The sequence below is a fragment of the Phycisphaerae bacterium genome (assembly GCA_017999985.1).
Classification (GTDB): domain Bacteria; phylum Planctomycetota; class Phycisphaerae; order UBA1845; family Fen-1342; genus JAGNKU01.
In genome coordinates, this window is record JAGNKU010000002.1 from 270,578 (window position 1) to 296,727 (window position 26,150).

Here is a 26,150-nt window from a genome sequence, read left to right on the forward strand (position 1 = left end):
GCCACGCTCAATCCGCCCTGCGTAATACCGCTTTGAAGACCTCGATGGTCCGCTGCCGCGCGGCGGTGTGGTCGCAGAGGGGCGCCGGATAATCCAGCGCGGCCCGCTGCTCGGTCAGCCCGGCCGGATCGTGCAGCGCCCGCATCGCCACGTCGCGCAGCTCCGGCACCCATTCACGGATGAACTCGCCGTCCGGGTCGAACTTGCGCGCCTGCGTGTACGGGTTGAATATGCGGAAATACGGGACGGCGTCCGTACCCGTTGACGCGGCCCATTGCCAGCCGCCGTTGTTACTCGCCAAGTCCCCATCGACCAGGTGACGCATGAAGTGCTGTTCGCCGCGCCGCCAGTCGATCAGCAGGTCCTTCGCCAGGTACGTCGCCACGATCATGCGCAGCCGATTGTGCATCCAGCCGGTGGCCGCGAGTTGCCGCAGGCCGGCGTCGACGATCGGCACGCCAGTGCGTCCGGCACACCATGCCGCGAAGTCCGCGTCGGCCGTCCGCCACGGCAAGCGCTCCGTCGGTGGCTGAAACGCCCGCCCCATGCTGACGCGCGGAAACGCCACCAGCACGTGCTGATAGAACTCGCGCCAGATCAGCTCGTTGATCCACGTCACCGGCCCGGCCCGCCCGGTGTCCAGCCGTCCGTCATTCGCGTCGCGCGCTTCGGCCAGGCAGCGCCGCGGCGACAGAACACCCAGGGTCAGGTACGGCGAGAGGCGGCTGGTGCCCTCGGCGGCCGGCCGATCGCGCAGCTTGCGGTAGGTCGTCACCGGGCCGGAGAGGAAATCGCTCAGTCGCCGCTGCGCGACGCGTTCGCCCGCCGGCCAGAGATCCGGCCGCCCGCGCGACAGGTCAAAGCCGGCGATTTGCTCGGGGATACTGTCCGGCGCGCACACCAGCCGCGCGCGTGGCCGCGGTGCCGGGCGCGGCGCATCCAGACCGTGCGCTTCAATGTGCGCAGTCCAGGCCCGTTTGAACGGCGTGAACACGGTGTAGTCACCCCCCTGCCGCGTGTGCAACGCGCCGGGCGCGACGATCGTGCGATCATCGAACGCCCGCACGTCCAGACCCGCGCCGGTGAGTGCGCTTGTCACCGCTTCATCGCGGCGGCGCTCGTTGACCTCATACTCCCGGTTGAAGTAGAGCGCGTCGCAGTTGAACTGGCGCGCCACGTCGCGCAGCACAGCCGGTACGCGCTCGAAGGTCGGCACACTCCTGATCAGCAGGGGAATTCTGAGGCGCTTCAACCGCTCCGACAAACACGCCAGGTTACGCAGCAGAAACTCGACCTTGATGTCCGCCCAGTCGTGACTGCGCCACTGCCGCGGGCAGATGACGAAGACGCCCACGACGCCACGGTCTGCCGCGCGGCAGGCCTCCGCGAGCGCGGGATGATCGTCGACCCGGAGGTCCGCGCGAAACCACACGAGCGCACGCGTGTGCATTGTCAGCCCACCTCATGGCCCAGCAGATGTCGCAGGGCCGCGTCGAGCTCCGGATGCCGAAAACAGTAGTCCGTGCGGGTCAGAACGGCCGGCGCGACACGTGCGCTCGCCAGTACGACCTCGTCCGCTAGTCGGCCCAGCGCCAGGCGCAACACGCAGCCCGGCACGCGCAACGCGGCCGGCCGTCGCAGGACCCGGCCCAGCGTCCGCGCGAACTCGCGGCTGGTCACCGGGCGCGGTGCCACCACGTTGACCGGGCCATGCACACGGTCATCGAACAGCGCGTGATACACTGCACCGACCGCGTCATCCAGGCTCACCCAGCTCAGGTACTGCGCGCCGCCGCCGACCGGGCCACCCAAGCCCAAGCGAAACGCCGGCAACAACTGCCGCAACATCCCTCCCCCGGGCGTCAGCACGACGCCGAAACGCAGGTGCACACAGCGGACGCCATCGGGCCCCATCGCCCGCGCAGCCGCCTCCCACGCCTGACACACCTCCGGTAGGAACCCCTGCCCCGGCGCGCTGTCCTCGTCCAGCACCTCAGCCCCACGATCGCCATAGAGGCCGACCGCAGAGGCGCACAAGAACACACGCGGCCGCTCCGGCAGAGCGCGCAGGGACGCACACAGCGCCTGCGTGGCGTCGACGCGACTGTGACGGATCGCCTCCATGCGGCGGGCCGTCCACCGACCTGCGATGCTCTCGCCCGCGAGATGAATGACAGCATCGACACCGGCGAGCCGCGCCGGTTCCAGAACTCCGCGCTCCGGGTCCCACTGCACTTCAGCCAGGTCGCCGGCGGGGCGGCGCACGAGCCGCAGGGTGCGGTGCCCGCCGGTCGTGAGCAGTGCATCCAGGGCGGTCCCGATGAGCCCGCGTGCTCCGCTGAGGGCGACCGTCAGGCGCGGCCGGGTGCGGTGTGCCGCGTGGAGCCGCAAATCGTCGGCGGTCGTGCGGTGCCGATAGCGGAACACGCGCTGCAGCGTGCGGCGAATGGCACGCTCACCCAGCGCGGCACCCACGGCCCCCCCCGGCAGGCCATAGTGGATCTCGTCGCGGAGCAGGCAGCGCCCCGCTTCCACCGGCACAAACTCGTGCCGATGCACCCAGTGCGCGAACGGCCCGCGCACCTGCACATCGCAGAACTGCCGCCCAGCCTCGTATTCCCGGTGCTCCAATTGCCACCGTGTCCGCAGCAGCCCGGACCCCACCAGCAGATCCACGCGGTCGCCGTCGCAAATGCCGCCGCTTCGCTTCAGCACGCGCACCCGCTGCCAAGGCGGCACCAGGCGTTCAAATGCCCCCGGCCGCGCGTGCCAGTCGAACACCTCTGACGCCGCGGCGTCGAGCAGCGTCTCGAAAGCGAACGATCCAGGCGTCATGTGCTGCTCCGGCCGCACACATCCGCCCCGCGACGGCGTGCAGCATACGCGGGTGCGTCCCCGTGTGTCTACGCGGTCCACCCGCAGCGTGGATGAACCAGCAAACGCGCGAAACACGGCCGCTCAGTTGCCCGGCACGGCCGCGGCGGGTTCGCGCGCTGCCGGGGCAATGTCTGCCGGCTGTGCGCGTGCGGTCCGCTGCTGAAGCTCGGCCAGCTTGGCCCGGACCCGCTCCGCGTGCCCCTCCGGAATGACCTCGGGCCAGTGCCAGGCGACGCGCCCATCAGGGTCAATCATGACTGTGCTGCGCATCGCCCGCGCGCCCCACGCGGTCTCCGCCCACGCGCCGTACGCCGTCATCACCGCGTGGTCCGGGTCCGACAGCAACGGCACCGTGAGCTTGAACGCGTCGGTGACGGCTTTGTGACTCGCGACCGAATCGGGGCTGATGCCGTAGACCCAGGCGTTCAGCCGCTGAAACTGCCGGTGGCTGCGCGTGAACTCCTGCGCTTGACACGTGCAGCCCGCGGTCCCATCGGCAGGGTAGAAGTAGATCACAACCCAGTGGCCGCGGGCGTCCCGAAGACGTACAGGCCGGTCGTCCTGATCGGGCAGCGTGAAGTCCGGCGCCGGCCGCCCGACCAGCGTGGACCGCTGCGCTGCCGCCAGTTCGATCTCCGCGGCCCGCTGCGCCGACAGACAGCCGCTCGCCAGCAGCGCCACACTTTCCAGCAATACACCCCCGACGATGCGTAGGCGCCCGCGGGGCGTGCCCACAGCGCCGCCTGCCCGATGCTCCATCATGATCATGCTCCACGCGACGGTCGCTGGCAGGCTCCCCCGCTCCGCCATGTCGCCCGGCTAGCGGGCACCACACCGCGACCAGATTCGGCCCGTTCCAGAGATCGTGCCGCGGGCCCCTGAATACCCGCCAGCACCCTACGCCCCCGCGTACTCCGCGCACGTCTTCGCCGTCTCCCAAACGCGTACCCGGTACAGGCGGGCCGGCGCGACCTGGTCCGCCAGCAGGCCCCAGATGACGCGCGCGATGTTCTCGACACTAGGATTGACCGCGCGGAACTCGTCCGTGTCCGCGTTCAGGTGCTTGTGATCGAGACGCTCGATGACGCGCTCCTGCACGATTTGCTCGAACCGCGGCAACGGCAGCACCGCACCGCTCTTCTCGTCCGGCACGCCCGCGACCGTCACCTCCAGCAGGTAATTGTGGCCGTGCCCGGTCGGGTTGTTGCACTTGCCAAACGTCCGGCGGTTTTCTTCGGAGGAGAACTGTGGACAATGCAGCCGGTGCGCCGCCGAAAACTCGAATTGCTGTGTCAGCAGGACCATCTCAGGCTCCTCCCGATGCACGGTGTAGCGCAGGCACGGCGTCACACTCAGTTCCAAGGTGATCAGCGGAGCCCCCGCCGGTGCGCTCGGCGTAATGCGCCGCCAGATGTCCTGCAGAAGCCGCTCGGCCGACATCCGCCAGCCGTGCGCCTGCAGCGCCGCGGCGGCATGCGGAATCGCATGTCGGCGCAGCAGCTCATCCAGGATCGAGATGTTGCACAGGTAGCCGGTCACCGGGTCCGGTTCGCCGACGACGGTGGCGCGCAGGCGCAGGTACGGTACCAGGCCGACGGCACTTGGCCAGCCGCCCCAGGAGTTCGTGACCGGCCGCGAGAACTCGACCCGTCCGGCCCAGTCGCGGTCAACCGAGAAGCGGACCTCGCGCGTCAGGCGTATCATGGTGCCCGATTGTAGGCCGGACTATGATCGGGGACGAGTTTCAGCGTGACCCTTTCTCGCGAGGACAAGCGCGTGACTGAACAGACCTGCGTCATCACCGGAGCCAGCCGGGGGATCGGACTGGCAACCGCATCGGAGTTCGCCCAGCGCGGCTGGCGGATCGTGGCCGCGGCCCGCCGGTCGGAAGATCTAACCGCCGCGGCTGAGCAGATCAAGGTCGCGGGCGGTGTGTGCACCGCGGTGCCGACGGACGTGGGCCAGGCCGCGGAGGCCCAGGCCCTGATTCGTACCGCCCAGGAGCGCTGTGGGCGAATCGACGTGCTGGTCAACAACGCCGGTGTGGCGCCGCTGTGCGCCACGGCGCAACTGGACCCCGCGGAGTTCGACCACGTGTTCGCCGTGAACATGGCGGCGATTTATCACACGACGCGCGCGGTGTGGCCGCTCATGCAGGCCCAGGGCGGCGGAACGATCATCAACATCTCGTCGCTGGCGTCGGTGGACCCGTTCCCCGGCTTCGCGGTTTACGGCGCGAGCAAGGCGTGGGTCAATGTTTTCACGCAGGCCACCGCCGCCGAGGGCAAGCCCCACAATATCCGGGTGTTCAGCGTTGCGCCCGGCGCGGTCGAGACCAGCCTGATGCGCGCCGCGTTTCCCAAGTTCCCGCCGGAGAAGACGCTCGCGCCCGAAGCCGTCGCGCGCGTTATCGTCGCCCTCTGCGATCCGGGCATGACGCCGTGCAGCGGGCAGACCATCTTCGTCCGCAAGTAGCTCGCGGTCGGCGTCGCCGCTGGCAGGATTACTCCCACATGGGTGCGATGGGCATCTTGCCCGTCTTTCCAGCGGGCGGGACGCCCGTTCCACCCCCTATGTGGATTACTTGTGATGCGGCAATACCCTAACCGCCGCTCAGCAGTGCGACAAACGCGTTGATGTCGCCGAACCCGACCACGCCGTCGTTATTGATGTCGCCGTTGATCCGGATGCAGTCCGGGTGCACGGCGCGGTACTCGTCCGGGTTGCCCATTAGCAGCACGAACGGGTTGATGTCGCCGAAGCCCACCCCGCCGTCGCAGTTCAGGTCACCGGCCAGCTTCTCACACACGTCCGGCACGGCGTTCGTGTTGTCATCCGCGCACGTGCCGCCGGCGATGTCGATCCAGTCCGCCACGCCGTTGCCGTTGCAGTCGGTCGTCGGCGGGGCAAACGCCCACACCTCGACGTCGTCAATGTTCCAGCCGGAGTAGGCCCACGCGCCCACGCCGATCTGGTAGCCCCAGCGGATGTAGACGGTCGGCTGCTCGTCGATCACCGCGGGCAGGTCATACGACCGCAGCGTCCAGGCGTTCTCGCGCATCACGGTCGTGCCGGCGGTCCAGACGTTGACCCAGTTGCTGCCGTCCGCCGACGCGTCGATCGTGTTGCGCACATACGGGAAGTAGTCGCTGTTCAACCAGCGCTGGAACTTGAGCGTGCCGCCCGCGCCGCCGCTGAAGTCCAGCGGTCCGAGGGTGAGGTAGTACGGGCCGCCGTAAGTCGGCGTGTAGTCGCCCTGCAGGTTCACGCCGAAGACGTTGCTGCCGGTCGCGCCGGCGGTCGGGTCGGGATAGCCGTGGGACCCGCCCTGCCCGGCGGGCGTGCCATACTCCCACTGCCCCTGCAGGCTCCAGCCCGGGTTCGTGTCCATCGGGAAGCTGTAGACCCGCACGGGGCTGCCGACCTCGAGCTTCACCAGGCGGATCGTGTCGCCGCGGTGGTTGGTCGTGTTGATGAACTCCAGCGTGTCCGTATAGCGCCCCACGTCGAGTGCGTTCGCCGTCGCGTTCACCGTGACGGTCACGTTGGCCGTGGCCAGGCCCGCCAGGTAGCCGCTCGCGTTCGTCACCGTCAGCCACGGCGCCGTGTGCGTCACCTCGTAGTTGACAGCGAGGCCACTCTGGTTCTTGACCACGTACGTGATCGTGTTGGGCGTGAACGGCCCCCCGGGTTCACCCGTGGCGGTCAGCCCGCCGGCCGGCGTTACCTCCAAACCCTTGGCCCCCAGGTACTCGACGTAGCAGGCCGCATAGCCGATGCTGGAGCAGTTGTACGGGATGCGCATATACCCGTCCTCGCCCCAGTCCGGACCCCACGAATTGCGCATGATCCAGTAGCCGCCGTCCGCATCATTCCAGCCGACGAGCACGACTGCGTGGTTGCACGCGCCGCTCGCGCAGCCGTTGAAAATCCCGCCGCTGTAAGCGTGAAACGCCGAGTTGACATAGCAGGCCACCGACACCGGGCCGTGATCGAGGATCGCCTGCTTGATCGAGCTCACCGGCGGAATGTTGCTCGAGGTGCCGATGTAGGCCCAGTTGTTGATCAGGTAAACGTGCTCATACGGGCAATTGCAGGGCACATCCAGGGCGACGTACGGAAAGGACGCTTCTGCGACCGCACCCGTGCCCCCACAGGGATCCGTCTTCCACTCGAGGTAATCGTGCGCCCAGAAACCGCCGCCGCAGTCCCAGCCGTCGCTGTTGCAGCTCACCAGCCATTGCTCGGAGAGGTCCGGCGTGTCGCCGTCGTGGATCATGATGTTGCATTCGAGCGGGCCAATCGTGCCGAAAGCCCAGCAACTGCCGCAACTCGCCTGGTTGCGCACGGGGGGGCAGAAATTCTGACCGTTGACGTTGCGCCAGTCGTACGCCGCCGGCAGCGCGCGCGTCGCCACGCACGGGTCAAACCGCGCCCCCACCCACCAGTTGTCGGGCGCGACAAAGCCGCACAGCTCCGACAGCGGCCGCCGCGTCGCGTCACTCTCACCCACCGTGAACGTCCAGCCCTCGCGCTCGCCCTGTGCCTGCAGGGCGTCGATATCCGCGGCGGTGAGCTGTGCCCACGCCGGCGCTGCCCAGATCAGCCCGCTGCCCAACACCAACCCGATGATGACCGAACGGTGCATGTGCGACTCCTCTGGAACTGAATTCCGGCGGACGGGGCGCCGACAGTCTGCCCGCCCATCTCCCTCGATATGTCCTTTATACCACTTCGGACCGGATATTCCTATCCCGCGGGCGGTCCGTTGGAAAAAGAAGCAGGCCGGGTCCGAGGACCCGGCCTGCTCACCGATTATCCGGCTATGCCTCGCCCGGCCGCGTTACCGCGCGCTGAGCAGGGCTACGAACGGGTTGATGTCGCCAAAGCTGACCATCCCGTCCTGGTTGATATCCGCGTTCTGCTCCGGGCAGTCCGGGAACGCCGCCGCATACTGATCCGGGTTCGCCAACCGCAGCACGAACGGGTTGATATCGGCGAAACCGACGACGCCGTCGCAGTTCAGGTCGCCGATCAGGTACGGCGGCGTACAATCCACCGTCTTGATGCGGAAGTCATCGAGCGCCGCCTCGACGATCGAGCCCGAGCCGATGTCCTCGGCGATGAAGCGCAGCCGGACCTGGCTGGTCAGCGGCACGAAGTTGCTGACTTCAAACTCGTGGTAGTACCAGCCGCCGGAGGTCTCCGGCCCGGTCGGACCGACGGTCTCGACGTTGGTCCAGCTACTGCCGCCAGTGCTGCTGATGTCGACGCGGAAGGTGTCCGCATTGGGCGCGCCGCCTTGGTCGTTCGAGTACCACCGCCAGTAGCTGATCACCGCGCTGCTGTAGCTCGACAGGTCCAGCAGCGGCGACTTCAGGGTCGTCTTGCCTCCATCGACGTCGTACGAGCCGATGCCGGAGCCGGCGCGGTAGTCGGTCACCCAGCACAGCGTGCCGGGATCGGGCGTGTGGTCGCTGCCGGGTTGAGCGGCGGTGGCCTGCGGCACATTCCGCGTCCAGAGTCCGGTGGTCGCGGTATCGCCGGTGTCACCCACGGTCCAGCCCTGGTCCGTCTCGAACGCGTCCTCGAATGGGACCACCAGCCCGTAGCCGCTCAGCGCTGAGTACACCGTCGCCGGTGCGCCGGTCGGGTTGAACGTCGTGTCGCCGACCACGGTCTGCGCGCTGAAGTAATAACGCACTGCGGTGCCGCACGTGGCGGGCGGGAACACGGCGTCATACACATTGGGCGCGACCATCTGCATTGCCACGGCCGTGTAGCTTCCACCGCCGATCTGGTAGTAGAACATGCCGGTCCCCGGCTCCGGCGACGATCCCAGTGACGACACCTCGACCCGCACGACGTCGCCGCCGGCGGGATTCACGACTTCCGGGCGCCCGTTGGGGAACGTGAAGGCCAGCGGCGGCAGCGCCGGGGCCGCCATGTTGTGCATGGAGAAGCCGGTGTTGATCTCGGCGTAGTGCGGCGAGCCGTTAGTCAGATCGCCGTCGTTGTCGTCGAGGGTCAGAAAGTCAATCGTGATCTGCGGCGTGATCGTGCTGCCGCTGTGCAGCGGGACCGAATTGAGCGTCAGGCTTGAGAGGATCGCGCGGTAGTCGTCCGGCTCGGTAATCGCCAGCTCGTTCCGTGTGTGCCAGATGCAGCCCGACAGCAGCTCCGCGCACGCGTGGGCCTCGCCCGTGCAGGGATACTGGAGCAGCGTATTCGCGTTGCGCAGGCCCGTGTTACAGTTGCCGAAGAAGCCGTAGCCGAGAATCGGGTCGTCCGCAATCAGCACCGCGACGCAGTCGCTCATGCCCTCGCCGTACTGATCCTGCCCGCTGCCGCCACACTGGACGATGTGGTGGCCATACTCGTGGTGCACGACGCTCGAATACGCCGTGTTCGGATAGCTGCCGCTGGCCGAGCAGAAATTGAGCGACGTGCCGCTGTACCACGCGTTGCCCGGGCAGTAGCCGTCCGTCCGGTTCACGTAGATCGGGAAGTTCGTCTGCGTCGCGATCGTCGGGTACGCCGGGTTCTGCGCCAGCACCCAGTCACGCACGATATTGGCCTGCACGTACGCGTTCGATTGCGCCCGCACCGCCGGATCCAGGTTCGCCCCGTTGTGCACGAAATTGGCCGGCCCCGGTGGCGTCAGGGTCTGCGACATCGTCTCTTCGGCGCCGGCGTAGTTGTCGACCGTGAAGTATTGCCCGGCCATGTACGACGTTACCGTCACTTGCGCCGTCCCGCCGTTCGGGATCGTGAAGTCGCCGTTGGAGTCCGCATAGGCCGTGCTGCCGCCGGTGATCGACACGCGGGCGTACGGGTAAGGCATGAGCACTTCGGCCGCGCAGTTGTCGGCCTTGGGGCCTTCGGTTGCATACCCGCTCACGTTGCCGATCATGTCCGTGAAGAGAATCAAGTTCTCGGTGTGCAGAATCTGCCCGGTGGCCGCATCGGTGACAAACCGGAAGCGCTTCGGCTCGGCCCGGGCGCTGAGGCCCTCGCCCACGAACGTCAGGGCGACGGTCGGCGCCGCGCGCAGTTGATCCACGCCGGCCCAGATCACCAGCTCGGCTTCATCGAACTGGCTCAGACCGGGCTCAAACGCCTTCGCCGCGGCGTGCGCTGCGCCTTCCGACACGTTGGCCGCCGCCCGCGAGGGCACCGTGTAGCCGCCCAGGTCACGCAGTGACGACGACGCCAGCACCAGTGGATAGTCCGGGAGATTCCGGACCAGCAGGCGCAGGTCCGAGCCGTACACCGGGATGCCGTCCTTGTACTGCCGGTAGTAGAGCAGCGTGAACTTGTATGTGCCCGTGGCGGGCTCGTACATCAGCGGCTGGGTGTACACGCCGTTGAAGCCGTTGCCCGGCACCAGCTCAGCGGTCGGCAGGCCGAAGACGTGGCTGGCGGAGTGCACGAACGCGTCCGCACTCTCCTCCGGCGACTGACCATAACTGAACGGCTTTGCCCACACGCGGGTGAGCTGCCCGTCCTCCACAAAGAACTGCACGCCGGGATAGACCTGCGCCAATTCCTCGCGGGCGTCCTCCACGAATCCGTTGCCCAGGGCCAGCGATCCGCTGACCAGAACCAGACCGAGACTTAACCACCAGCGCATGAGGTGTCCTCCAGATTTAGCGCGCGGGAAAGAAGGGTACGAATTCCGCATCTTCAAGTCCGACCTGAGGATAGCCGGCGCGCGCGGCCAAAACAACCGCTAACTTCCGGCTCGCACCCGGCCTGCACACGCCACCAAAGTCGACTGCGCGACACAAGTTCCGATAATACCACCAACCTCATGCCATAAGATGCCATGGCATGCCTCAGCCGGCTGAATCTGTCTTCGACCAACGAACGCCAATACTTGCCGCGAAAACCCGGCCGCGCCGCGTCCGTCACCGCGCGGCGAGCAGCGCCACGAACGGATTGATGTCGCCAAAGCTGACGCTGCCGTCTTCATTGATGTCACCGTTCGCATCCGGGCAAGTTGGATACGCGGCGGCGTACTGCTCCGGGTTCGCCAGCCGCAGCACGAACGCGTTGATGTCGCGGAAGCCGACCTCACCGTCACAGTTGAGGTCGCCGCGGAGCATGTTCGTGCCGGTCGTCAGCATCGCAGTCGGCCCCCAGGCGGTCTCCACGCCGGCCTGGTTGCGGGCCTTGACGACGAAGGTGTACTCGGTCGCCGCTTGCAGACCCGCCACGGTCAGCGTGGCCCATTGCGCGTCGGTCTGCCAGACGGGCGTGGCACTCGGTTGTCCGCCGGCACCGACGTACATGCCGTCCCAGGCGGCATCCGCCGGGTTTGTCGCCGCGCAGCGAATCGCGAACACCGTGTACCCCGGGTTGTCATTGGGCTGCACATCCAGGTCGAGCGTGCTGGCCGTCGCGTTGGCCAGAGCCGGAGCAGCCGGCACGTTCGCCCAGGTGGTCGCCGCGGCGCTGCCCGAGTAACCCGTCACGTTCGGCGGCGACGCGCTGTCGCGCGCCCGCACCCGGTACGTGTACGTCGTGTCGGGTACGAGTCCCTCGTTCGCATAGAGAGTGGACGCTTGCCAGACACTGCTGGCACCGCCTGCGCCGCCCGCCACGAACTCGAACTCATACTGTACCGGCGGCGATCCGGCGTCCGTCGCCGTCGTCGCGGTCATCTTGATGGCGTTGGCGCTGATCGCGGCCGGCGCACTCGCAAACGTCATTGGGTCGGGGCTCGGGGACGTCGTGTCCTCCGCGGCGCAGGCCGGTCCGGACACATTGAGCACGTACGTGCCCGTCGCGCCATTCTTGCCCGAGATGCGGATGTAGTAGGTGGTGTTCGCGATGACATTCAAGGTCAGTGCGGACTGCGATGTCGGGAAGAACCCGCAGGCGCCGAACCAACTTGTATCGTCGTTGCACGCGAGCTGGTTCGCCGACGTGCCTGGGCACCCGCTGTGCACCGAGAGAACCGTGTCGTAGCTCGAATCACACAGCTCCAGCGTCAGGCTGCCGCTGGTCTGCGGGGTGTACCTGTACCACGCGTCCGGCGTGGAATTGGACGAGCCGCATGAAGCGGAGCCATCCACGGTGCGTCCGGTGGTCGTGTAGCTGTAGGCGCCCGGGCAGGCGCGCGCGGCCTCCGCGCAGTCGTCATTCTCGGGCGGCAGGCCCTGCCACATGTTGTGCGCGCCGAAGCCCGTGGTGATCTCGGTGAAGTGCGGCGTGCCGTTGGTGAGATCGCTGTCGTTGTCATCCAGCGTGAGGAAGTCGACGCAGATCTGCGGCGTAATGGCCCCGCCCTGATGCAGCAGGATCGAGTTCACCGTCAGGTTGGAGATGATGCTGAGGTAATCGACCGGCTCGGTGATGTAAAGCTCGTTGCGCGTGCTCCAGACGCAGCCGGACAGCAACTGGCCGCACTCATGGATCTCACCGGTGCACGGGTATTGAAAGTCGTTGTCGCCCGTGCGAATGCCGGCGTTGCAGTTGCCCGCAAAGCCGTAGCCGAGCACGGGGTCGTCGACGGTGAGCATGCTGTGGCAGTCGGACATGCCTTCGCCATAGGCATCCTGCCCGCTGCCGCCGCAATCGACGACGTGATGGCCGTACTCGTGGTGGATGACGCTCTGGAAAGCAGTGTTGACGTAGCCTTGGCCGGAGGAGCAGAAGTTGATGGAGGAACCGTCCGACCAAGCATTGCCGGGGCAATAGAGATCGGTGCGGTTCACGTGGATCGGGAAATTCGTCTCCGCGCTGATCGTCGGGAAGCCGGGGTTCTGCGCGAGGACCCAGTCACGCACCTTGTTCGCCTGCACGTACGCGTTCACCTGGGCCCGCACCGCCTCTGACGCATTCGCGGCATTGTGCAGGAAGTTGGCCGGCCCCGGCGGCGTCACGCTCAGCGTGAGCGTCTCCTCTGCGCCCGCGTAGTTGTCCACGTTGAAGTAGAGGCCGTACATGTAGGAGAGCACCGACACCGTACTCGAACCGCCGTTCGGAATCGTGAAATTGCCGGCGCCGTCGGCGTAGACGGCGTTGCCGCCCGAGATCGCCACACGCCCCCAGGGCATCGGCATCGCAACCTCGTCATTGCAGATGTCCGCCTTGGAGCCCTCCGTCGCCAGACCCTGCACGCTGCCCGCGACGTCGGTGAACAGGATCAGGTCTTCGGTGTGCAGAACGGCACCGGTCGCGGCGTCGGTCACGAAACGCCATTTGCGGTAGAGACCGTCGGGGGTCAGGCCGTCACCGACGAACGTGATGGCCAGCGTCGGCGAAGCGGGCCGCTCGTCCACGCCCGCCCAAATCACCAGCTCGGCCGGGCCGAAATTGACGAGGCCAGGCTCGAATGCGACGGCTGCGGCGTGGGCAGCGCCCTCCGCGATGTCGCCGGTCGCGGCCCGCGCGACGCTGAAGTCGCCCAGCGCGCGGAGGCTCGACGCCACCAGGACGAGCGGGAACGCGGCCTCGTTGCGCACCAGCAGCCGCAGGTCGGCCCGGTAGACCGGAACGCCGTCACGGTACTGGTGGTAGTACACCAGCGTGAACTTGTACGTGCCGGTCTCCGCCTGGTACATCACGGGCTGCGCATACTGGTGGTTGAAGGCGTTGCCCGGCAGCAGTTCCTCAGCCGTCACGCCAAACACCCCGGCGAATGTGTGGACAAAATTGTCGGCGCTCTGCTCGGCGGAGACGCCATAGCTGCACGGTGCCCCGTAGACGCGGTCGACTTGTGCCCCCGCGGCGCTGATCAGCACGCCGGGATAGGCCTGCTGCAGTTCCGCCACCACATCGTCTACTTCGCCGGCCAGTGTCAGAGATCCGACCAGCAGCACCGCGCCCAACGCCAGGAATCCGCGCATGGCTTAGCCTCCTCTCGTTTTGCCCAAGGAACCCGGAATGAAGCCTTTCCTTCTCCTACGGATCAGAATATCCCCTGTGCCGCGGCGGTACAAGCAACAACCCCGAAACCAGACCGCCGGTTCGGGCCTGAACACCCCGACCGGCGGTGGCAGTTCAGCACCCCCGCAGTGCGGATTTGCAACACCGGCACCGCTACGGGTTGACGATCCGCTCGACGAAGGGGTTGATGTCCTCGAAGTTGGCCACGCCGTCTCCGTTGATGTCCGCGTTCAGGATCGAGCAGCTTGGGTACACGTCGGTGTACGTTGCCGGATTGGTGAGCGCCAGCACGAATGGATTGATATCGCCGAAGTTGACGAGACCACTGCAGTCCAGGTCACCGGGCAATTCGAACACCGCGGTCACGATGTGAGGCGCGTCCATGACAATCGTCGCCGGGTTTGCCGACCCACTCAAATCATCCTCCCAGTGGCTGAACCGCCAGTGCTCGCTGGCATCGGCCGTCAGTTGCACGGTCGTTCCAGACGGGTAGCTGCCACCGGCGGGATCGAGCGTCACGGTGCCGAGACCCACGACGTTGATGGTGAGCGTGAACAGATCCTGCACGAAGACGGCCGTGACGCTCTTGTTGCGGTTCATCAGGACGGTGGCCGGGTTCGTCGCACCGCCCAGGTCGCCCGTCCAATGATCGAAGTGCCAGCCGCCAATCGCGTCCGCCATCACGGTAACGGTCGTGCCGGACGGGTACGTCCCACCCGGTGGATTCAGCGTGATGCTGCCCGTGCCAGCTGGGGTGACGCTCGTCGTCAGCGTGTAGTCAACGGACTGGCACGCCGGCCCGGTGATCGTCAGGGCATAGGCGCCGGCGGACCCGCTCCAGCCGCTGACGCGAATCAGGTACGTCGTGCCCGCCGTCACGTTCCGCGTGACGGTGGAGGGCGCGCTGAACCCGCCGCACCCGTCATCGTCGCAGTTCAGCGAATTCGCCGCCGTCCCGGGGCAGCCGCTGTGGACGGAGAGGACCGAGTCGTAGGTCGTCCCCGCGCCGCACAGGCTGAACGTCGCGCTACCGCTGGTGGCCGGCGTGTATTGGTACCAGACATCGGCCGTGCTGCTCGAAGAGCCGCAGGTTGTCGCGCCGTCCACCGTGGCCGACGCGGTATTGCCCGTATAGGTCTGCCCAGGGCACGCCACGATCGCATCCGCGCAGGCATCATTCGGGGGCGGCGGCTGCGGAATCATGTTGTGAGCCGCGAAGCCGGCGGTGATCTCGTCGTAATGCGGCCCATCCGTGCCGCCGTCGAGCGTGATGAACGTGTTGTAAATCGCCGGCGTAATCAAGGTGCCCGTGTGCGCCAGCACGCTGTTGAGCGTCAGGTTCGACAGGATCGACAGGTAGTTCACCGGTTCGGTGAGCAAGAGCGCGTTGCGCGTGTCCCAGATGCAGCCCGATAGCAACCCCGCGCAGGCATGCGCCTCGTCCGAACAGGGATACTGCATCGTGTTGTCGGCCGTGCGCAGGCCGGCGGTGCAGTCGCCAAAGAAGCCATAACCCAGGATCGGGTCATCCGCGATCAGGACCGCCACGGAATCACTCAGACCCTCGCCGTACTGACCCTGTCCGCTGTCGCCGCACTGCACGATGTGGTGCCCGTACTCGTGGTGCACGACGCTCGAGTACGCGGTGTTCGGATAGCCGCTGCTGGCGACGCAGAAATTCAGCGAGCTGCCGTCGTACCAGGCGTTGCCGGGGCAGAAACCGTCCGCGCGATTGACATAGATCGGGAAGGTCGTCTGCTCGTGAATGACCGGGTACGCGGGATTCTGCGCCAGGACCCAGTCGCGGACGATATTGGCCTGGACGTAGGCGTTGACCTGCGCGCGCACCGCCGGGAGCGTGTTCTCGGCGTTGTGCACGAAATTGGCCGGCCCGGGGGGCAACACGCTGACGGACAGCGTCTCCTCGCCACCCATCGCATTGTCGACCACGAAATACAGGCCGGCCATGAACGACTGCACGGTGACCTGCGCTGAGCCCCCGTTCGGAATCGCGAAGTCGCCGTTGACGTCCGCGTAGGCGTTCGCCCCGGCGGTGATGTACACCCGCGCATACGGCATCGGCAGCACCGCCTCCGGACCGCAGTCATCCGACTTCGGCCCCGTCGTCGCCATGCCGCTCACGTTGCCGGTCACGTCGGTGAAGTGGATCAGGTTCTCGGTGTGCAGGATCGCGCCGCTGTCCGCGTCCGTGACAAACCGGAACTTCATGAACTGGCCGCGCGCATTCACGCCCTGGCCGACGAAGGTAAGCGCGACGCGCGGCACGGACGGCTTGCTCTCCGCATCCGGCCAGATCACCAGCTCGGACGCGCCGAACTCCAGCAAGCCGGGCTTGAAAGCCGCCGCCGCCGCATGGGCCGCGCCCTCGGCGACGTCCGCGCCCGCACGAGCCGGGACGGCGAATGACCGCAAGTCGAACAGGTTCGCGTTCGCCAGCACCAGCGGACACCCGGCTTCATTCTTCACCAGCAGCCGCAGGTCCGCACCGTACACCGGGATGCCATCCTTGTACTGCCGGTAGTACACAAGCGCAAACTTGTACGTCCCGGTCGCGGCGTCATACATCACGGGTTGCACGAAGCGTCCGCTGAACGCGTTGCCGGGCTGCAATTCACCCGCGCCCACGCCGAACACCTCCCCGTAGGTCTGCACAAACGCGTCCGCCGCTTCCTCCGGCGTGCGGCCATAACCGAAATCCGCGCCGTACAGTTGCACGAGTTGGCGCCCCACGGTGTAGAACTGGACCCCCGGGTACGCCGCCTGGAGCTGCGCACTCGCCTCCGGAACCGTCGCCCCCAGCACCCACGATCCACTCAGTAGCGCAAGGCTGAGAGAGACCCACCAGCGCATCGCGTCGTCTCCTTTATCCGTAAAGTGACATGTCGGGGAACAACGGCGTTTCCGACTTGAGAGTAACGACTCACGAGTTGCGGAGCAAGGAACTACCGGGACGGGCGGTCGCACGTTAGCCCGCGACCGTACCTGTCCGATAATAGCCATGGACCGATGGCAGGATCTGACCGCGCGCTCCATTCGGGACAACATCGGAGGTGTCGGCTACGATGATGCCCCGCATGACCAAACCGGCGCTTACACGACTGCCGCGCGGTGCGGCGCCCGCTGTGCAACGGCGGCGCGCGCCGTGGCGGCTCGCCCTCATCGTGGTCGCACTCGCTGCGGGAGCACTCTATGCCGGCCGGTCATACCTCATCGGGCGCAGCCTCGCATGGCAGGCAACCCGCGGGCTCGCCGCGCTGGCGGAAGCGGATAGTCCGACGCGGGTGCGTGCGGCACTCGACCGCTGGGAGCACGAGACACGGGCGTTCTGGGAGCCGCGCCGCCCGGAGTTCATCGCGCACCTGTTCAGCCGGTACCCGCTGGAGGACCGCCGTGTCCGGCTGTTGCTCACACGCGTGTCGGGCGCGGACTACGGCCCCCGGCGCGCCGACTGGCAGCGCTGGTACGACGCCTATCGCCGCGGGCTGGCCGGCGACCCCCCGCAGGTGCCGCGCCGCGAAGCCGTCACGCTGCAACTGGCCTGGCAGGCCCCGGTCGGATTGACGGCCTGGTTCACGACCATCCTGCCGCTGGACGGGCAAATCTACGTCGCTTCCCTGGGGGCGGCTTTCGACGATGTTGAGGACACGGCGGACGGCGTTGTGCGCGTGGACGGCAGCACGGGCGAAGCGGAGTGGCTCTTCAATCCGCCGCCCGTCTACCGCGGGCCGCGGGATGTGACCGGCCTCGCGGCGGGCGACGAGTGTTTCTTTGTGGCGTGCTACAACGGCGCCGTGTTCTGCGTGGACGCCGCCGGGCAAAGCCGCTGGCATGTTCATGTCAGTGATCCGATTGTGGCGCCGCCGCTCAGCTTCGACATCAACCGCGACGGCACGGTGGACGTGGTGGTTGCGACGCGGGCCGGCAAGGTCATTGCGCTGAGCGGCAAGCAGGGGAAGACGATCTGGGTGGCCAGCGTGGCGCGCCCGACGGCCGGCCAGAACATGCTCGGGGCGACGCTCGCCGTGGGCAACGCACTCGGCCAAGCCGACGCCGAACTGGTCGTGACCATGCCGCCGGGCGATGTCGAGGTGCTGGCCCTCCAGAACGGCCGCTCTCTCTGGCGGCACACGCTCGGTGCCGGCTCCGTCGCCGGCGCGTTGTGCCGCGCCGAGCTGCCGACGCCGGGGCCACCCGTCTATCTGGCGGATCGCGCCGCTTCGGTCTGGTCGCTGGCGGGCGCGGGCCGCACGCGCGAGGCGATCCGCGCTCACGCGCTGGCGGTGCACCGGGATGAAACGCTTGTTGCCGGTCTTCGCACGCTCGGTGTGGCGGCGAGCCCCGATAGTGTGGCCGAGACGCCCGCCGGACTGCTGCTCGCGTGCGTCACGGGCGAATACGGCTCCGGGCAGGGCGCAGTCAGCGCGCTGCTGCCGGACGCCGAATACTGGCGGCTCCCGCTGCGGGGCGCGATCTGGGGCACCCCGGCGGTCGCCGACCTCAACCGCGACGGCCAGCCGGACATCGTGGTGGCGACGATCGAAGGCACGGCCGGCGGCGTGCTGGGCGGCGCGCTCGTCGTGGTGTCCTCGGCCGGTCATCTCGTGCAGCGGGTTGCCTTTGACGCCCCGATCGAATGCTCGCCCGTGGTGGCGGATGTCGACGGTGACAGCCGGCTCGAGGTGCTCGTCGCCGACCAGTCCGGGTATTTGTACTGCTTCAAGACCGACGGGTATGGGCCGGTGGAATGGGGCTTGTTCGGCGGTGACAGCCACAACACCCGCAATGCCGCCTGCGCGTATGCCTACGGCCAGCGTCTATACGGTTATCAGTGGAAATGGCGTCCGGAGCGTGCGCGTTAGGCGGGCGGTCCGGGCGGCGGCTCTTCCGCGGCGGGCACCGCCGGCTGCGAGGCCGCGGGCGTCGGCAGCAGCGCGAGCATCTGCTCGTCCGGTGACATGACCACCTTGTCGCCGACCGAGACGCCCGCGGTGATTTCCGTCATCGTCGTCGTGCTGCGGCCGAGCTTGACCTCGACGGGCGCCGCGGACAGCCCCTTGCGCACGAACACGTAATGCTGTGCGCCGCGGGTGAAGACGCACTGCACGGGAACGGCCAGCACATCGGGCACATCTTCGATCAGGATTTCGATGTGCGCGGTATCGCCTGGCGACAAGGCCGGGTCGCTCTCGTCCAGCCGGATCTCGGCGGCGTGCTCCTTCAGGTTCGGATTGAGCCAGCCGCGCTCCGAGTCCGCGAATTTCGTGATCTTGCTGAGCTTGCCGGTGAACGTGCGGCCCGGCACGGCGGGCACATTGACCAGGCACGTGAGTCCCTCGCGGACCTTGTGGCGGTCAGCCTCATGAATCCGCGTCGAGACCAGCATCTGCGACGTGTCCGGGATGGTCATGATGGTCTGGCCGGCGTAGACCTGCTCGCCGGCCGCGATGCGCTGGTCGCTCCAGTAGCGGCGCTCGCCGGCGGGACCGTACTGCACGACGCCATCGCACGGCGCGTGGATCTCGCAGCGCGCCAACTGCTCTTTCGAGCGCTCAAAGCGTCGCTGGCGGATTTCCAGCGCCTGCCGCTGATCCGCGACCTTGCCGAGCGCCTGCTTCTCGCGCGACGCCGCGCGGGCCAGCTCGCGTTTGAGCTCCTCGCGCGCCTGGTCGACCGCGAGCGTCTTCTGCTTCAGCGTCTTCTGATGCTCGTACTGATCAAGCGTGCGCAGCTCGAGCTGGTTCTTCTCGAGCGTCATCTGCATCTTTTCGAGCTGGTCCTCCAGCTCCCGAATCCGCGCCTTGGTCACGAAGCCCTTCTCCAGGAGCGGGCGGCTCTTGTCCAGCTCGTCGGTCTTCTGGTCGATATCCATTTCGTTCTGCTTGATGTCGATCTCGATTGCCTTGATGCGCTTGACGTAGTCGCCCTCCAGGTAGCCCTGCAGGTCCAGCTCGGCCACTTCCAGGTCGATCTCGCACTTGTTCCGCTTGCTCTCGTTCTCGCTGCGCGTGATCTCCAGCGTCTGCTCCGCCTCCTCGAGCGCCGTCGCGATGCCGCGCACCTCCATCTCCTCGAGATCCACGCGGTCCTTCATGTCGGCGGCCACCAGCTTGACGAGCAGGTCGTCCTTTTTCACGTGCGTGCTCTCGGGCACCACGGTCTCGATGGTCACGCGCTCGCCCTGCACCTCGCACTTGATCTCCACCGAGTTGACCGGCTTCAGCTCCCCGTCCTCCTTGAGCGTGATGTGCAGCGTGGTCGGCGTGACCACGTGCACCGCGGCCTCCCCCGGCGCGCGGCTGAGCAGTCCTCGCAGCCACCGATCGGGACGCAGGATGCCAATCGCGCCCGCCAGTCCCACGATCACCGCCCCGCCCACCCACGCCCGCCGGCGCCAGTGCGCCGTCTTCCGCGTCGGGACCGCGTACCGCATCGCCACGATCGAAGAGGCGGAGGTTTCCGTGCTCGCACTCATGGCCATCTTCCTCCAGTCCGCTTCCTGCCGCCGGCGGCACGCAGGTGGCCCCTGCTCCACCGCCGGTCCCTCCCCGGGAACCATCTATTCTAACAACCAGTGCCGCATGCGCTGCATGTTCTCCTGCAGCCACCGGATCTTGCGGGCGACCATCTGCAGCACGCCGAAGCCGGGCAGCCGCCCGAATGAGCCGGTGATCGCGATTGGCAGGGCCGCCTCCGAGATCAGGGCCTCGATCATCAGTAGCGGGATCACGCGCCGCTGGTCGGCCGGGATCGATCCCACCTGCAGGTAACCCGCCAGGAACCGGCGCATGCGGGTCTCATCAAAGAAATCGGGCCACAGATCGGGCGCCGACGCCGCCCGCAGGATCGAAAACTGCAGCATGCCATACGCCACATCGATGATCAGCGGCTGATGGCGGGCCGCATCGAAATCCAGCACGGCACGCACGTTTCCATGCTGAAAAAGCATGTTTCCGGGGTGCCAATCACCGTGGATGATCGTCGCGGGCCAGCGGTGAAACCCGCCCCGGTTCACGTCGTCCGCGACCTCGTCATACTGTTCATGGAGCAGTTGCGTCAGGTGCAGCAACTCCGCCTCGTGGCCGACCACCGAGTCATGGCTGGACGTGACGGTCGGGATGGCGTTCAGACCGGCCCGCACGTTTGGGGCGGCATGGTAGCTCCCGGCCGGCGGGGTCCACTCGGTCGAGAAGTCTTCCACCGCCGCATGGTAGTGCGCCAAGGCTCGACCGGACGCCAGGGTTGCCTCCAGCGAGCTGTCGTAGCGCTCGCCGTCGACAAATTCAAACAATTCGTACACCCGCCCGCGGAGCTGGAGCATTGAATTCTGGTCATCGCAGGTGCCGATCAGACGCGGCACGGGGAACTTCCGCGCCCGCAGGTGCCCCATCAGCGCGTGGGCAAAAGCCACTTTGAATGGGTCGTCCTTGCCCGTTGCCCGGCGTTTCAGCAGGTACCGGCCGGTGGGCGTGTCCAGGAGCAGCTTGGGTGCACGCCGCGACCCGCGCGTGAACTCCTTGGCGCTGTGGATCACGCCCACGTCATAGTGGCTGAGCACCTCGCCCAGCTCTTCCGACGCGAAGCTCTCCCGCTCGGTCGTCACCTCATCCATCCATAATCCGGCCGTCACCATGATAGCGCGATCTCACGCCCCCACAAGATATATACGCAATCCGTGCGCCGCGGGCACCCCGGATGGTTGTCGCCGGCAGCGACGCGCGTACACTAGTGGGGTTGCCGCGCGTGCGCTTCCGCACACTTCGGAGAACGAACATGAGCCAGAACAAGCCCCCGTCACCACCGGCCAGGGTGGGCAGGATCATCCGGACCACGCTCGTCGCCGTCGGGTTCACGGCCGTCGTGGTGGTCCTGCTGCTTTGGCTCGCCGGCACGTTCACGCGGAAGATCGACACCGCCGTAACTCCCGCGCACGCCCAGGCCGAGCGAACCGTCCCGCCGGGCACGCCCGTCGTACCGGTCGAGATTCTGCGCACGCCGACGATTGAGGCGGCGGTCGGGACGGTCCGGGCCGTCTACGAGTCGTCCGTTGCGTCGAAACTCCTTGCCAAGGTGGTCGAGGTGAACGTGCAGGCCGGGCAGGAGGTCAAGGCCGGACAGGTGCTCGTGCGGCTGGACGACGAGGACCTGCGGGCCCAGTTGCGGCAGGCGGAAGCCGTCGTCGCCGCTGCCGAAGCGACCCGCAACCAGGCCCAGACCGAGTTCGAACGCGTGCAACGGCTATATGAGCGCGCCAACGCGTCCAAGACCGAGTTCGACCAGGCCGACACGGCGCTGAAGACCGCCGCCGCCGAGCTGGTCCGCGCCCAGCAGGCCCGCGAGCAGGCCCAGACCATCCTCGAGTACGCTACCATCCGGAGCCCGCTCGATGGCAAGATCGTCGACAAGCGGATCGAGGTCGGCGACACGGCCCAGCCCGGCCAGGTGCTGCTGACGCTCTACGACCCCACCCGCATGCAGCTCGTCGCCAGCGTCCGCGAGTCGCTGACGCAGCGCCTGCAGGTCGGCCAGATGATCGGCGTCCAGGTCGATGCCCTCGCCAAGACCTGCGAAGGTCGCATCAGCGAGATCGTCCCCGAAGCCCAGGCCGCCAGCCGGACGTTTTCCGTCAAGGTCACCGGACCCTGCCCGCCCGGCGTGTACTCCGGCATGTTCGGGCGGCTGCTGATTCCGCTCGACGAGCAGGAAGTGCTGGTCATCCCGAAAACCGCGGTCCGCCGCGTCGGGCAACTCGACATCGTGGAGGTTGCGGAGGCCGCCGCCGGTCAGCCCGCAGTCCTGCGCCGGCGCGTCGTGCAACTCGGCCGCGAATTCGATGATCGCGTGCAGGTACTTTCCGGGTTGCGCGCGGATGAACAGGTGGCACTATTGAAGATGTGACGAATCGCCCCGACCGGGGCTTGGCTGCGCCAAACCATGTCACCCGGCCGCCACTGTCCCCATTGTCACCTTGTTACCTGCACACTTTGTCACGTCCACGGCCTGCCTGCGCCAGACCGTGCCACCCCGAGTGACGCGCCGATCAATACTCCGGCGGCAGGTCCTTGAGCTGCGCCATCGTGAACACCGGCCCGTCCTTGCAGACGAACACCTTGCCCACGTTGCAGTGACCGCACTTGCCTACGCCGCACTTCATGCGGTTTTCGAGCGTCGTGTAGATCTGCTCCGGCGTGAACCCGAGCTTCGCCAGCACGGGCATCGTCAGCTTGATCATGATCGGCGGGCCGCACACGATCGCGATCGTGTTCTCTGCCGACGGGGCGACCTGCTCCAGGATCGTCGGCACGAATCCGACGTGACCCTTCCAGTCCGGCGTCTGGCCGCCCGGATCGACCGTCGTAAACAGCTTCACGTCGCTCCGGCTGCCCCACTCGGCCAACTCGTGCTTGTAGACGAGGTCCGCCACCGTCCGCGCGCCGTAGATGATCGTGACATCGCCGTACTTGTCGCGCAGGTCGAGGCAGTTCCAGATCACGCAGCGCATCGGCGGCAGCGCGATCCCGCCGGCGATGAAGAGCAGCTTCTTGCCGTGCCACCGGTCGATCGGAAAGACGTTTCCGTAAGGCCCGCGGAAGCCGATGATGTCGCCTTCGTCACGATCTGCCAGCGCCGACGTCACGCGTCCGGTCTGGCGGAACGTGCACTCGATGTAGCCCTTGCGCGTCGGCGACGAGGCGATGCAGAAGGTCGATTCGCCTTCGCCATACACCGAGTACTCGCCGAACTGCCCGGCCTTGAACGAGAACCGCTGCCCCTCCTGCTCGTCCACGAACTCCAGGCGGAACGTCTTTACGCCGGGGGCCTCTTCGGTGACCTTGGCGATGCGCATCCGATAGGGAACGTACAGGTTGCGCTCTGCAGACACATGGGTACTGGCAGCCGTGGTCATGCGGGCATCTCCGCCAGGGACTGAACGTGTTCGCCGAGATTCATGTCCGCGGGGCACGAACGCGAGCAGCGCCCGCAGCCGACGCACCCCAGGACGCCCAGCCGCTCCGGCTGGTACGAGAACTTGTGCATCACGCGTTGCCGCCAGCGCTCGCTCTGCTTCGTGCGCGGGTTGTGGCCCGACGCGTGCAACGTGAACAGCGAGAGGCCGCACGAATCCCAGCAGCGCTGCCGCACGCCGCCGTAGCGTTCGCGCTCGTCCTGAATGTCGAAGCAGGAACACGTTGGGCACACGAACGCACACGCCCCGCAGCCAATGCAGCGCAGGGACTGGTCCAACCAGATTTCGTTCTTCGCAAACAGCCCCGGCAGCTTCGCCGCCAGCTTGTCCGCCTGGAAGCGCGGCGCGATCTTCGCCAAGGCGGCGTCCTTCGTTACACCGTTCGCCGCCCCAAACAGGCTCGGCGCCAGCGCCACAATCGCCTGCCCCTTATCCGTCAGGATTTCCGCGAGGTAGCGGTTCTCATCGATCGGCGTCAGCAGGATGTCGCTGCCGCGCGTGTCGCCCGGCCCGCCGCCGACCGACGTGCAGAAACAGTACGCATCGCCCTTGGTGCAGCTCAGGCCGATGACGGTCGTGTTCGCGAGCTTCGGCTCGAAATATGCGTCCGGGCTGTCCCAGGTGAAGACCGCCTTCAGCGTCGCCAAGCTCGCTGCATCGCACGGGTGCAAGCCGAAGAGCACAGTCGGCGGCGCCTGCACGGCAGTGTCTTCCACCTTCACGTCCTTGCCGGCCAGCTGGAAACGCAGCAGTTCTTCATGGCGCGGGAAGTACGCCGCCTTAGCCGAGCGCGTCGTCTGCACGTAGTCCAGTGCGACCGTCGCAGGCGACTTGACTTCTTCAAACCCGAGCTGCGCGCCCTTCTGCACCGGCGCCAGAATCCGCCGGCCGGCGGCGCTGAGCTTCTCGAAAAGCTGCCCGAGGGACTGCCGCTGCAATATCCGTGTTTCGCTCATGGTCCTCGCCGCCTTAGCGGATGAACTCTTCCTTGTCGTCGGGCTTGTATGCGGACAGGGCGTACTCCCGCCGCGTGGTGTAGCCCGGCTCGGCGCCGAACTGCGTCAGCGCTTCCTGCGCGAGCACGCGGTTCAGCAGGTCGAGGCGGATACCCTCGGGGCACGCCTCAGCACACGAGCCGCAATCCACACAGCGCCCCGCCAGGTGCATCGCCCGCACCACGTTCCATTCCAGGTTCCCCAGCTCCGTGGACGCCACCGGAATCCACTGCGGCTGGTTCACGTCCACGATGCAGCGTGTGCAGTAGCACAGCGGGCACGCCGCACGGCAGGCGTAGCACTTCATGCAGCGCGACAGCTCGCCCGCCCAGAACGCCCAGCGCTCCTCCAGCGGAAGCTGCGCCATGCGAGCCAACTCCTGCTGTTGCTCCGGCGTCAGGCCGCGCGGTTGCTGCGCGAGGTATTCCTCGATCGCCGCGAACGTGGGCAGCTCGGTGACAATGCCCGCGTCCGAGACCGCCAGCGCCAACACCGCCTCATCGGTGAGCTGGCTCTCGGCGGCGTATTGGAGCAGCGTCCGCAGTGTCGCGTTACGGGCCACGATCGCCGGCTTGCCCAGCGCCTTGACCTCCGGCTTCACCAGGTAGGCCGCCAGGTTCTGCTTGCAGCGGGCATCCCAAATCAACTGCTGGGCCTGCTCCGGCTGGCGGGCAAAGATGGCCCGGCAGCGCTGGGCATCCGAGCCGGCCGCGTACCCGATGACCACCTTGACGGTGCCGGCTTCGAGCAGAGCGCGGGCTTTTTTCTGTAGTGCTTCCATCATCCGACCTCTACGGCCTGCAGCCGCCCGTTCAGACGCTTCGGGAACGTCGCGTACGGGCCGAGTGCGCGGACCTGTGCGGCCACGTCATTCACCAGCTCGGCCCACTTGGCCCCTTCGGCCGCCGAGACCCACGAGAAGTGGACCCGGCGCAGATCGACCCCCATGAAATCCAGCAGCCGGCGGAACAGGATCCAGCGCCGCCGGGCGTGGAAATTGCCCGCCGTGTAGTGGCAGTCGCCCGGGTGGCAGCCGGAGACGATGATGCCATCCGCGCCCTGGCCGAACGCCTGCAACAGCAGCATGAAGTCGATCCGGCCCGTGCAGGGCAGCCGGATCATCCGCACGCTGGGCGAGTACTTGATGCGGCTGGTCCCGGTCAGGTCCGCACCGGCGTACGTGCACCAGTTGCACACGAACGCGACGATCTTCGGTTCAAACTCGGCCATGGATGGCTCCGCTCAACGGATCACCACCGAGACACAGAGGGCACAGACGAGCACAGAGGAATGCACCTATCTGCGCTCGGACAGACGCGCAGCCGGCAATACTCGCGAATCCAACCTGACTTCTGACTTAACACTGCTGACTTCTCTCTGTGTATCTCTGTGTCCTC

17 protein-coding genes are annotated in these 26,150 nt (G+C 67.0%); 3 read left to right on the forward strand and 14 right to left on the reverse strand.

The features are described from left to right. Window positions 1-7 precede the first annotated feature (7 nt). The 4 genes from phrB to KA383_04675 all read right to left on the reverse strand — a co-directional run bounded on the left by phrB (window position 8) and on the right by KA383_04675 (window position 4,182). A complete protein-coding gene (gene phrB, locus KA383_04660) occupies window positions 8-1,450 on the reverse strand; it encodes a deoxyribodipyrimidine photo-lyase (protein ID MBP7745401.1) in 1,443 nt (480 codons plus the stop codon). Between the two features lie 2 nt (window positions 1,451-1,452). Continuing rightward, window positions 1,453-2,835 (reverse strand): TIGR01777 family oxidoreductase, encoded by a 1,383-nt coding sequence (locus tag KA383_04665; protein ID MBP7745402.1) that lies wholly within the window; start codon window positions 2,833-2,835, stop codon window positions 1,453-1,455. Window positions 2,836-2,958: 123 nt separating this feature from the next. Beyond that, window positions 2,959-3,636: a redoxin domain-containing protein gene (locus tag KA383_04670; protein MBP7745403.1), complete on the reverse strand. Its 678-nt coding sequence runs from the start codon at window positions 3,634-3,636 to the stop codon at window positions 2,959-2,961. Window positions 3,637-3,774: 138 nt separating this feature from the next. Further along, entirely contained in the window at window positions 3,775-4,182 is a 408-nt protein-coding gene (locus tag KA383_04675; GenBank protein MBP7745404.1) for a 6-carboxytetrahydropterin synthase, read from the reverse strand. Window positions 4,183-4,626: 444 nt separating this feature from the next. On the opposite strand from KA383_04675, the gene KA383_04680 reads away from it, so the two are divergent. Next, entirely contained in the window at window positions 4,627-5,352 is a 726-nt protein-coding gene (locus KA383_04680) for an SDR family oxidoreductase (GenBank protein ID MBP7745405.1), read from the forward strand. Window positions 5,353-5,479: 127 nt separating this feature from the next. Here KA383_04680 and KA383_04685 read toward each other — a convergent pair whose 3' ends face one another. From KA383_04685 to KA383_04700, 4 genes are all read right to left on the reverse strand, one after another. Continuing rightward, window positions 5,480-7,525, reverse strand: coding sequence for a hypothetical protein (locus tag KA383_04685; protein ID MBP7745406.1), 2,046 nt, complete (start codon window positions 7,523-7,525; stop codon window positions 5,480-5,482). Between the two features lie 195 nt (window positions 7,526-7,720). Next, window positions 7,721-10,510 carry a hypothetical protein gene (locus KA383_04690; protein ID MBP7745407.1) on the reverse strand — a complete coding sequence of 930 codons (2,790 nt, stop codon included), beginning with the start codon at window positions 10,508-10,510 and terminating at the stop codon, window positions 7,721-7,723. Window positions 10,511-10,787: 277 nt separating this feature from the next. Continuing rightward, the gene (locus KA383_04695) at window positions 10,788-13,733 is read right to left on the reverse strand and encodes a hypothetical protein (protein MBP7745408.1); all 2,946 of its coding nucleotides are present in this window, start codon (window positions 13,731-13,733) and stop codon (window positions 10,788-10,790) included. Between the two features lie 193 nt (window positions 13,734-13,926). Beyond that, the gene (locus KA383_04700) at window positions 13,927-16,644 is read right to left on the reverse strand and encodes a hypothetical protein (GenBank protein MBP7745409.1); all 2,718 of its coding nucleotides are present in this window, start codon (window positions 16,642-16,644) and stop codon (window positions 13,927-13,929) included. Window positions 16,645-16,868: 224 nt separating this feature from the next. On the opposite strand from KA383_04700, the gene KA383_04705 reads away from it, so the two are divergent. Then, on the forward strand, window positions 16,869-18,653 hold the full coding sequence (locus tag KA383_04705) for a PQQ-binding-like beta-propeller repeat protein (protein MBP7745410.1): 1,785 nt from the start codon (window positions 16,869-16,871) through the stop codon (window positions 18,651-18,653). Here the strand turns inward: KA383_04705 and KA383_04710 are convergent. Continuing rightward, window positions 18,650-20,266 carry an efflux RND transporter periplasmic adaptor subunit gene (locus tag KA383_04710; GenBank protein ID MBP7745411.1) on the reverse strand — a complete coding sequence of 539 codons (1,617 nt, stop codon included), beginning with the start codon at window positions 20,264-20,266 and terminating at the stop codon, window positions 18,650-18,652. The two genes, KA383_04705 and KA383_04710, sit on opposite strands and share 4 nt — an antisense overlap. An 84-nt stretch (window positions 20,267-20,350) precedes the next feature. Continuing rightward, a complete protein-coding gene (locus KA383_04715; protein ID MBP7745412.1) occupies window positions 20,351-21,403 on the reverse strand; it encodes a phosphotransferase in 1,053 nt (350 codons plus the stop codon). 161 nt (window positions 21,404-21,564) lie between these two features. On the opposite strand from KA383_04715, the gene KA383_04720 reads away from it, so the two are divergent. Next, a complete protein-coding gene (locus KA383_04720; protein MBP7745413.1) occupies window positions 21,565-22,689 on the forward strand; it encodes an efflux RND transporter periplasmic adaptor subunit in 1,125 nt (374 codons plus the stop codon). Window positions 22,690-22,831: 142 nt separating this feature from the next. Here KA383_04720 and KA383_04725 read toward each other — a convergent pair whose 3' ends face one another. The 4 genes from KA383_04725 to KA383_04740 are packed head-to-tail and all read right to left on the reverse strand — an operon-like array spanning window position 22,832 to window position 25,983. After that, the gene (locus KA383_04725) at window positions 22,832-23,698 is read right to left on the reverse strand and encodes an FAD/NAD(P)-binding protein (protein MBP7745414.1); all 867 of its coding nucleotides are present in this window, start codon (window positions 23,696-23,698) and stop codon (window positions 22,832-22,834) included. Beyond that, window positions 23,695-24,714, reverse strand: coding sequence for a 4Fe-4S dicluster domain-containing protein (locus KA383_04730; GenBank protein ID MBP7745415.1), 1,020 nt, complete (start codon window positions 24,712-24,714; stop codon window positions 23,695-23,697). Before KA383_04730 ends, KA383_04725 begins: the two co-directional genes overlap by 4 nt. Before the next feature lie 13 nt (window positions 24,715-24,727). Further along, complete coding sequence (locus KA383_04735; protein ID MBP7745416.1) at window positions 24,728-25,537, reverse strand: 4Fe-4S dicluster domain-containing protein; 810 nt, start codon at window positions 25,535-25,537, stop codon at window positions 24,728-24,730. Next, window positions 25,534-25,983, reverse strand: a complete 450-nt coding sequence (locus tag KA383_04740; GenBank protein MBP7745417.1) for a hydrogenase iron-sulfur subunit — start codon at window positions 25,981-25,983, stop codon at window positions 25,534-25,536. Before KA383_04740 ends, KA383_04735 begins: the two co-directional genes overlap by 4 nt. Between the last annotated feature and the right edge of the window lie 167 nt (window positions 25,984-26,150).

Coding starts and splice junctions, on each gene's coding strand:
- phrB (MBP7745401.1), bottom strand. CDS start 1,450: ATGCACACGCGTGCGCTCGTGTGGTTTCGCGCGGACCTCCGGGTCGAC.
- KA383_04665 (MBP7745402.1), bottom strand. CDS start 2,835: ATGACGCCTGGATCGTTCGCTTTCGAGACGCTGCTCGACGCCGCGGCG.
- KA383_04670 (MBP7745403.1), bottom strand. CDS start 3,636: ATGGAGCATCGGGCAGGCGGCGCTGTGGGCACGCCCCGCGGGCGCCTA.
- KA383_04675 (MBP7745404.1), bottom strand. CDS start 4,182: ATGGTCCTGCTGACACAGCAATTCGAGTTTTCGGCGGCGCACCGGCTG.
- KA383_04685 (MBP7745406.1), bottom strand. CDS start 7,525: ATGCACCGTTCGGTCATCATCGGGTTGGTGTTGGGCAGCGGGCTGATC.
- KA383_04690 (MBP7745407.1), bottom strand. CDS start 10,510: ATGCGCTGGTGGTTAAGTCTCGGTCTGGTTCTGGTCAGCGGATCGCTG.
- KA383_04695 (MBP7745408.1), bottom strand. CDS start 13,733: ATGCGCGGATTCCTGGCGTTGGGCGCGGTGCTGCTGGTCGGATCTCTG.
- KA383_04700 (MBP7745409.1), bottom strand. CDS start 16,644: ATGCGCTGGTGGGTCTCTCTCAGCCTTGCGCTACTGAGTGGATCGTGG.
- KA383_04705 (MBP7745410.1), top strand. CDS start 16,869: ATGACCAAACCGGCGCTTACACGACTGCCGCGCGGTGCGGCGCCCGCT.
- KA383_04710 (MBP7745411.1), bottom strand. CDS start 20,266: ATGAGTGCGAGCACGGAAACCTCCGCCTCTTCGATCGTGGCGATGCGG.
- KA383_04715 (MBP7745412.1), bottom strand. CDS start 21,403: ATGGATGAGGTGACGACCGAGCGGGAGAGCTTCGCGTCGGAAGAGCTG.
- KA383_04720 (MBP7745413.1), top strand. CDS start 21,565: ATGAGCCAGAACAAGCCCCCGTCACCACCGGCCAGGGTGGGCAGGATC.
- KA383_04725 (MBP7745414.1), bottom strand. CDS start 23,698: ATGACCACGGCTGCCAGTACCCATGTGTCTGCAGAGCGCAACCTGTAC.
- KA383_04730 (MBP7745415.1), bottom strand. CDS start 24,714: ATGAGCGAAACACGGATATTGCAGCGGCAGTCCCTCGGGCAGCTTTTC.
- KA383_04735 (MBP7745416.1), bottom strand. CDS start 25,537: ATGATGGAAGCACTACAGAAAAAAGCCCGCGCTCTGCTCGAAGCCGGC.
- KA383_04740 (MBP7745417.1), bottom strand. CDS start 25,983: ATGGCCGAGTTTGAACCGAAGATCGTCGCGTTCGTGTGCAACTGGTGC.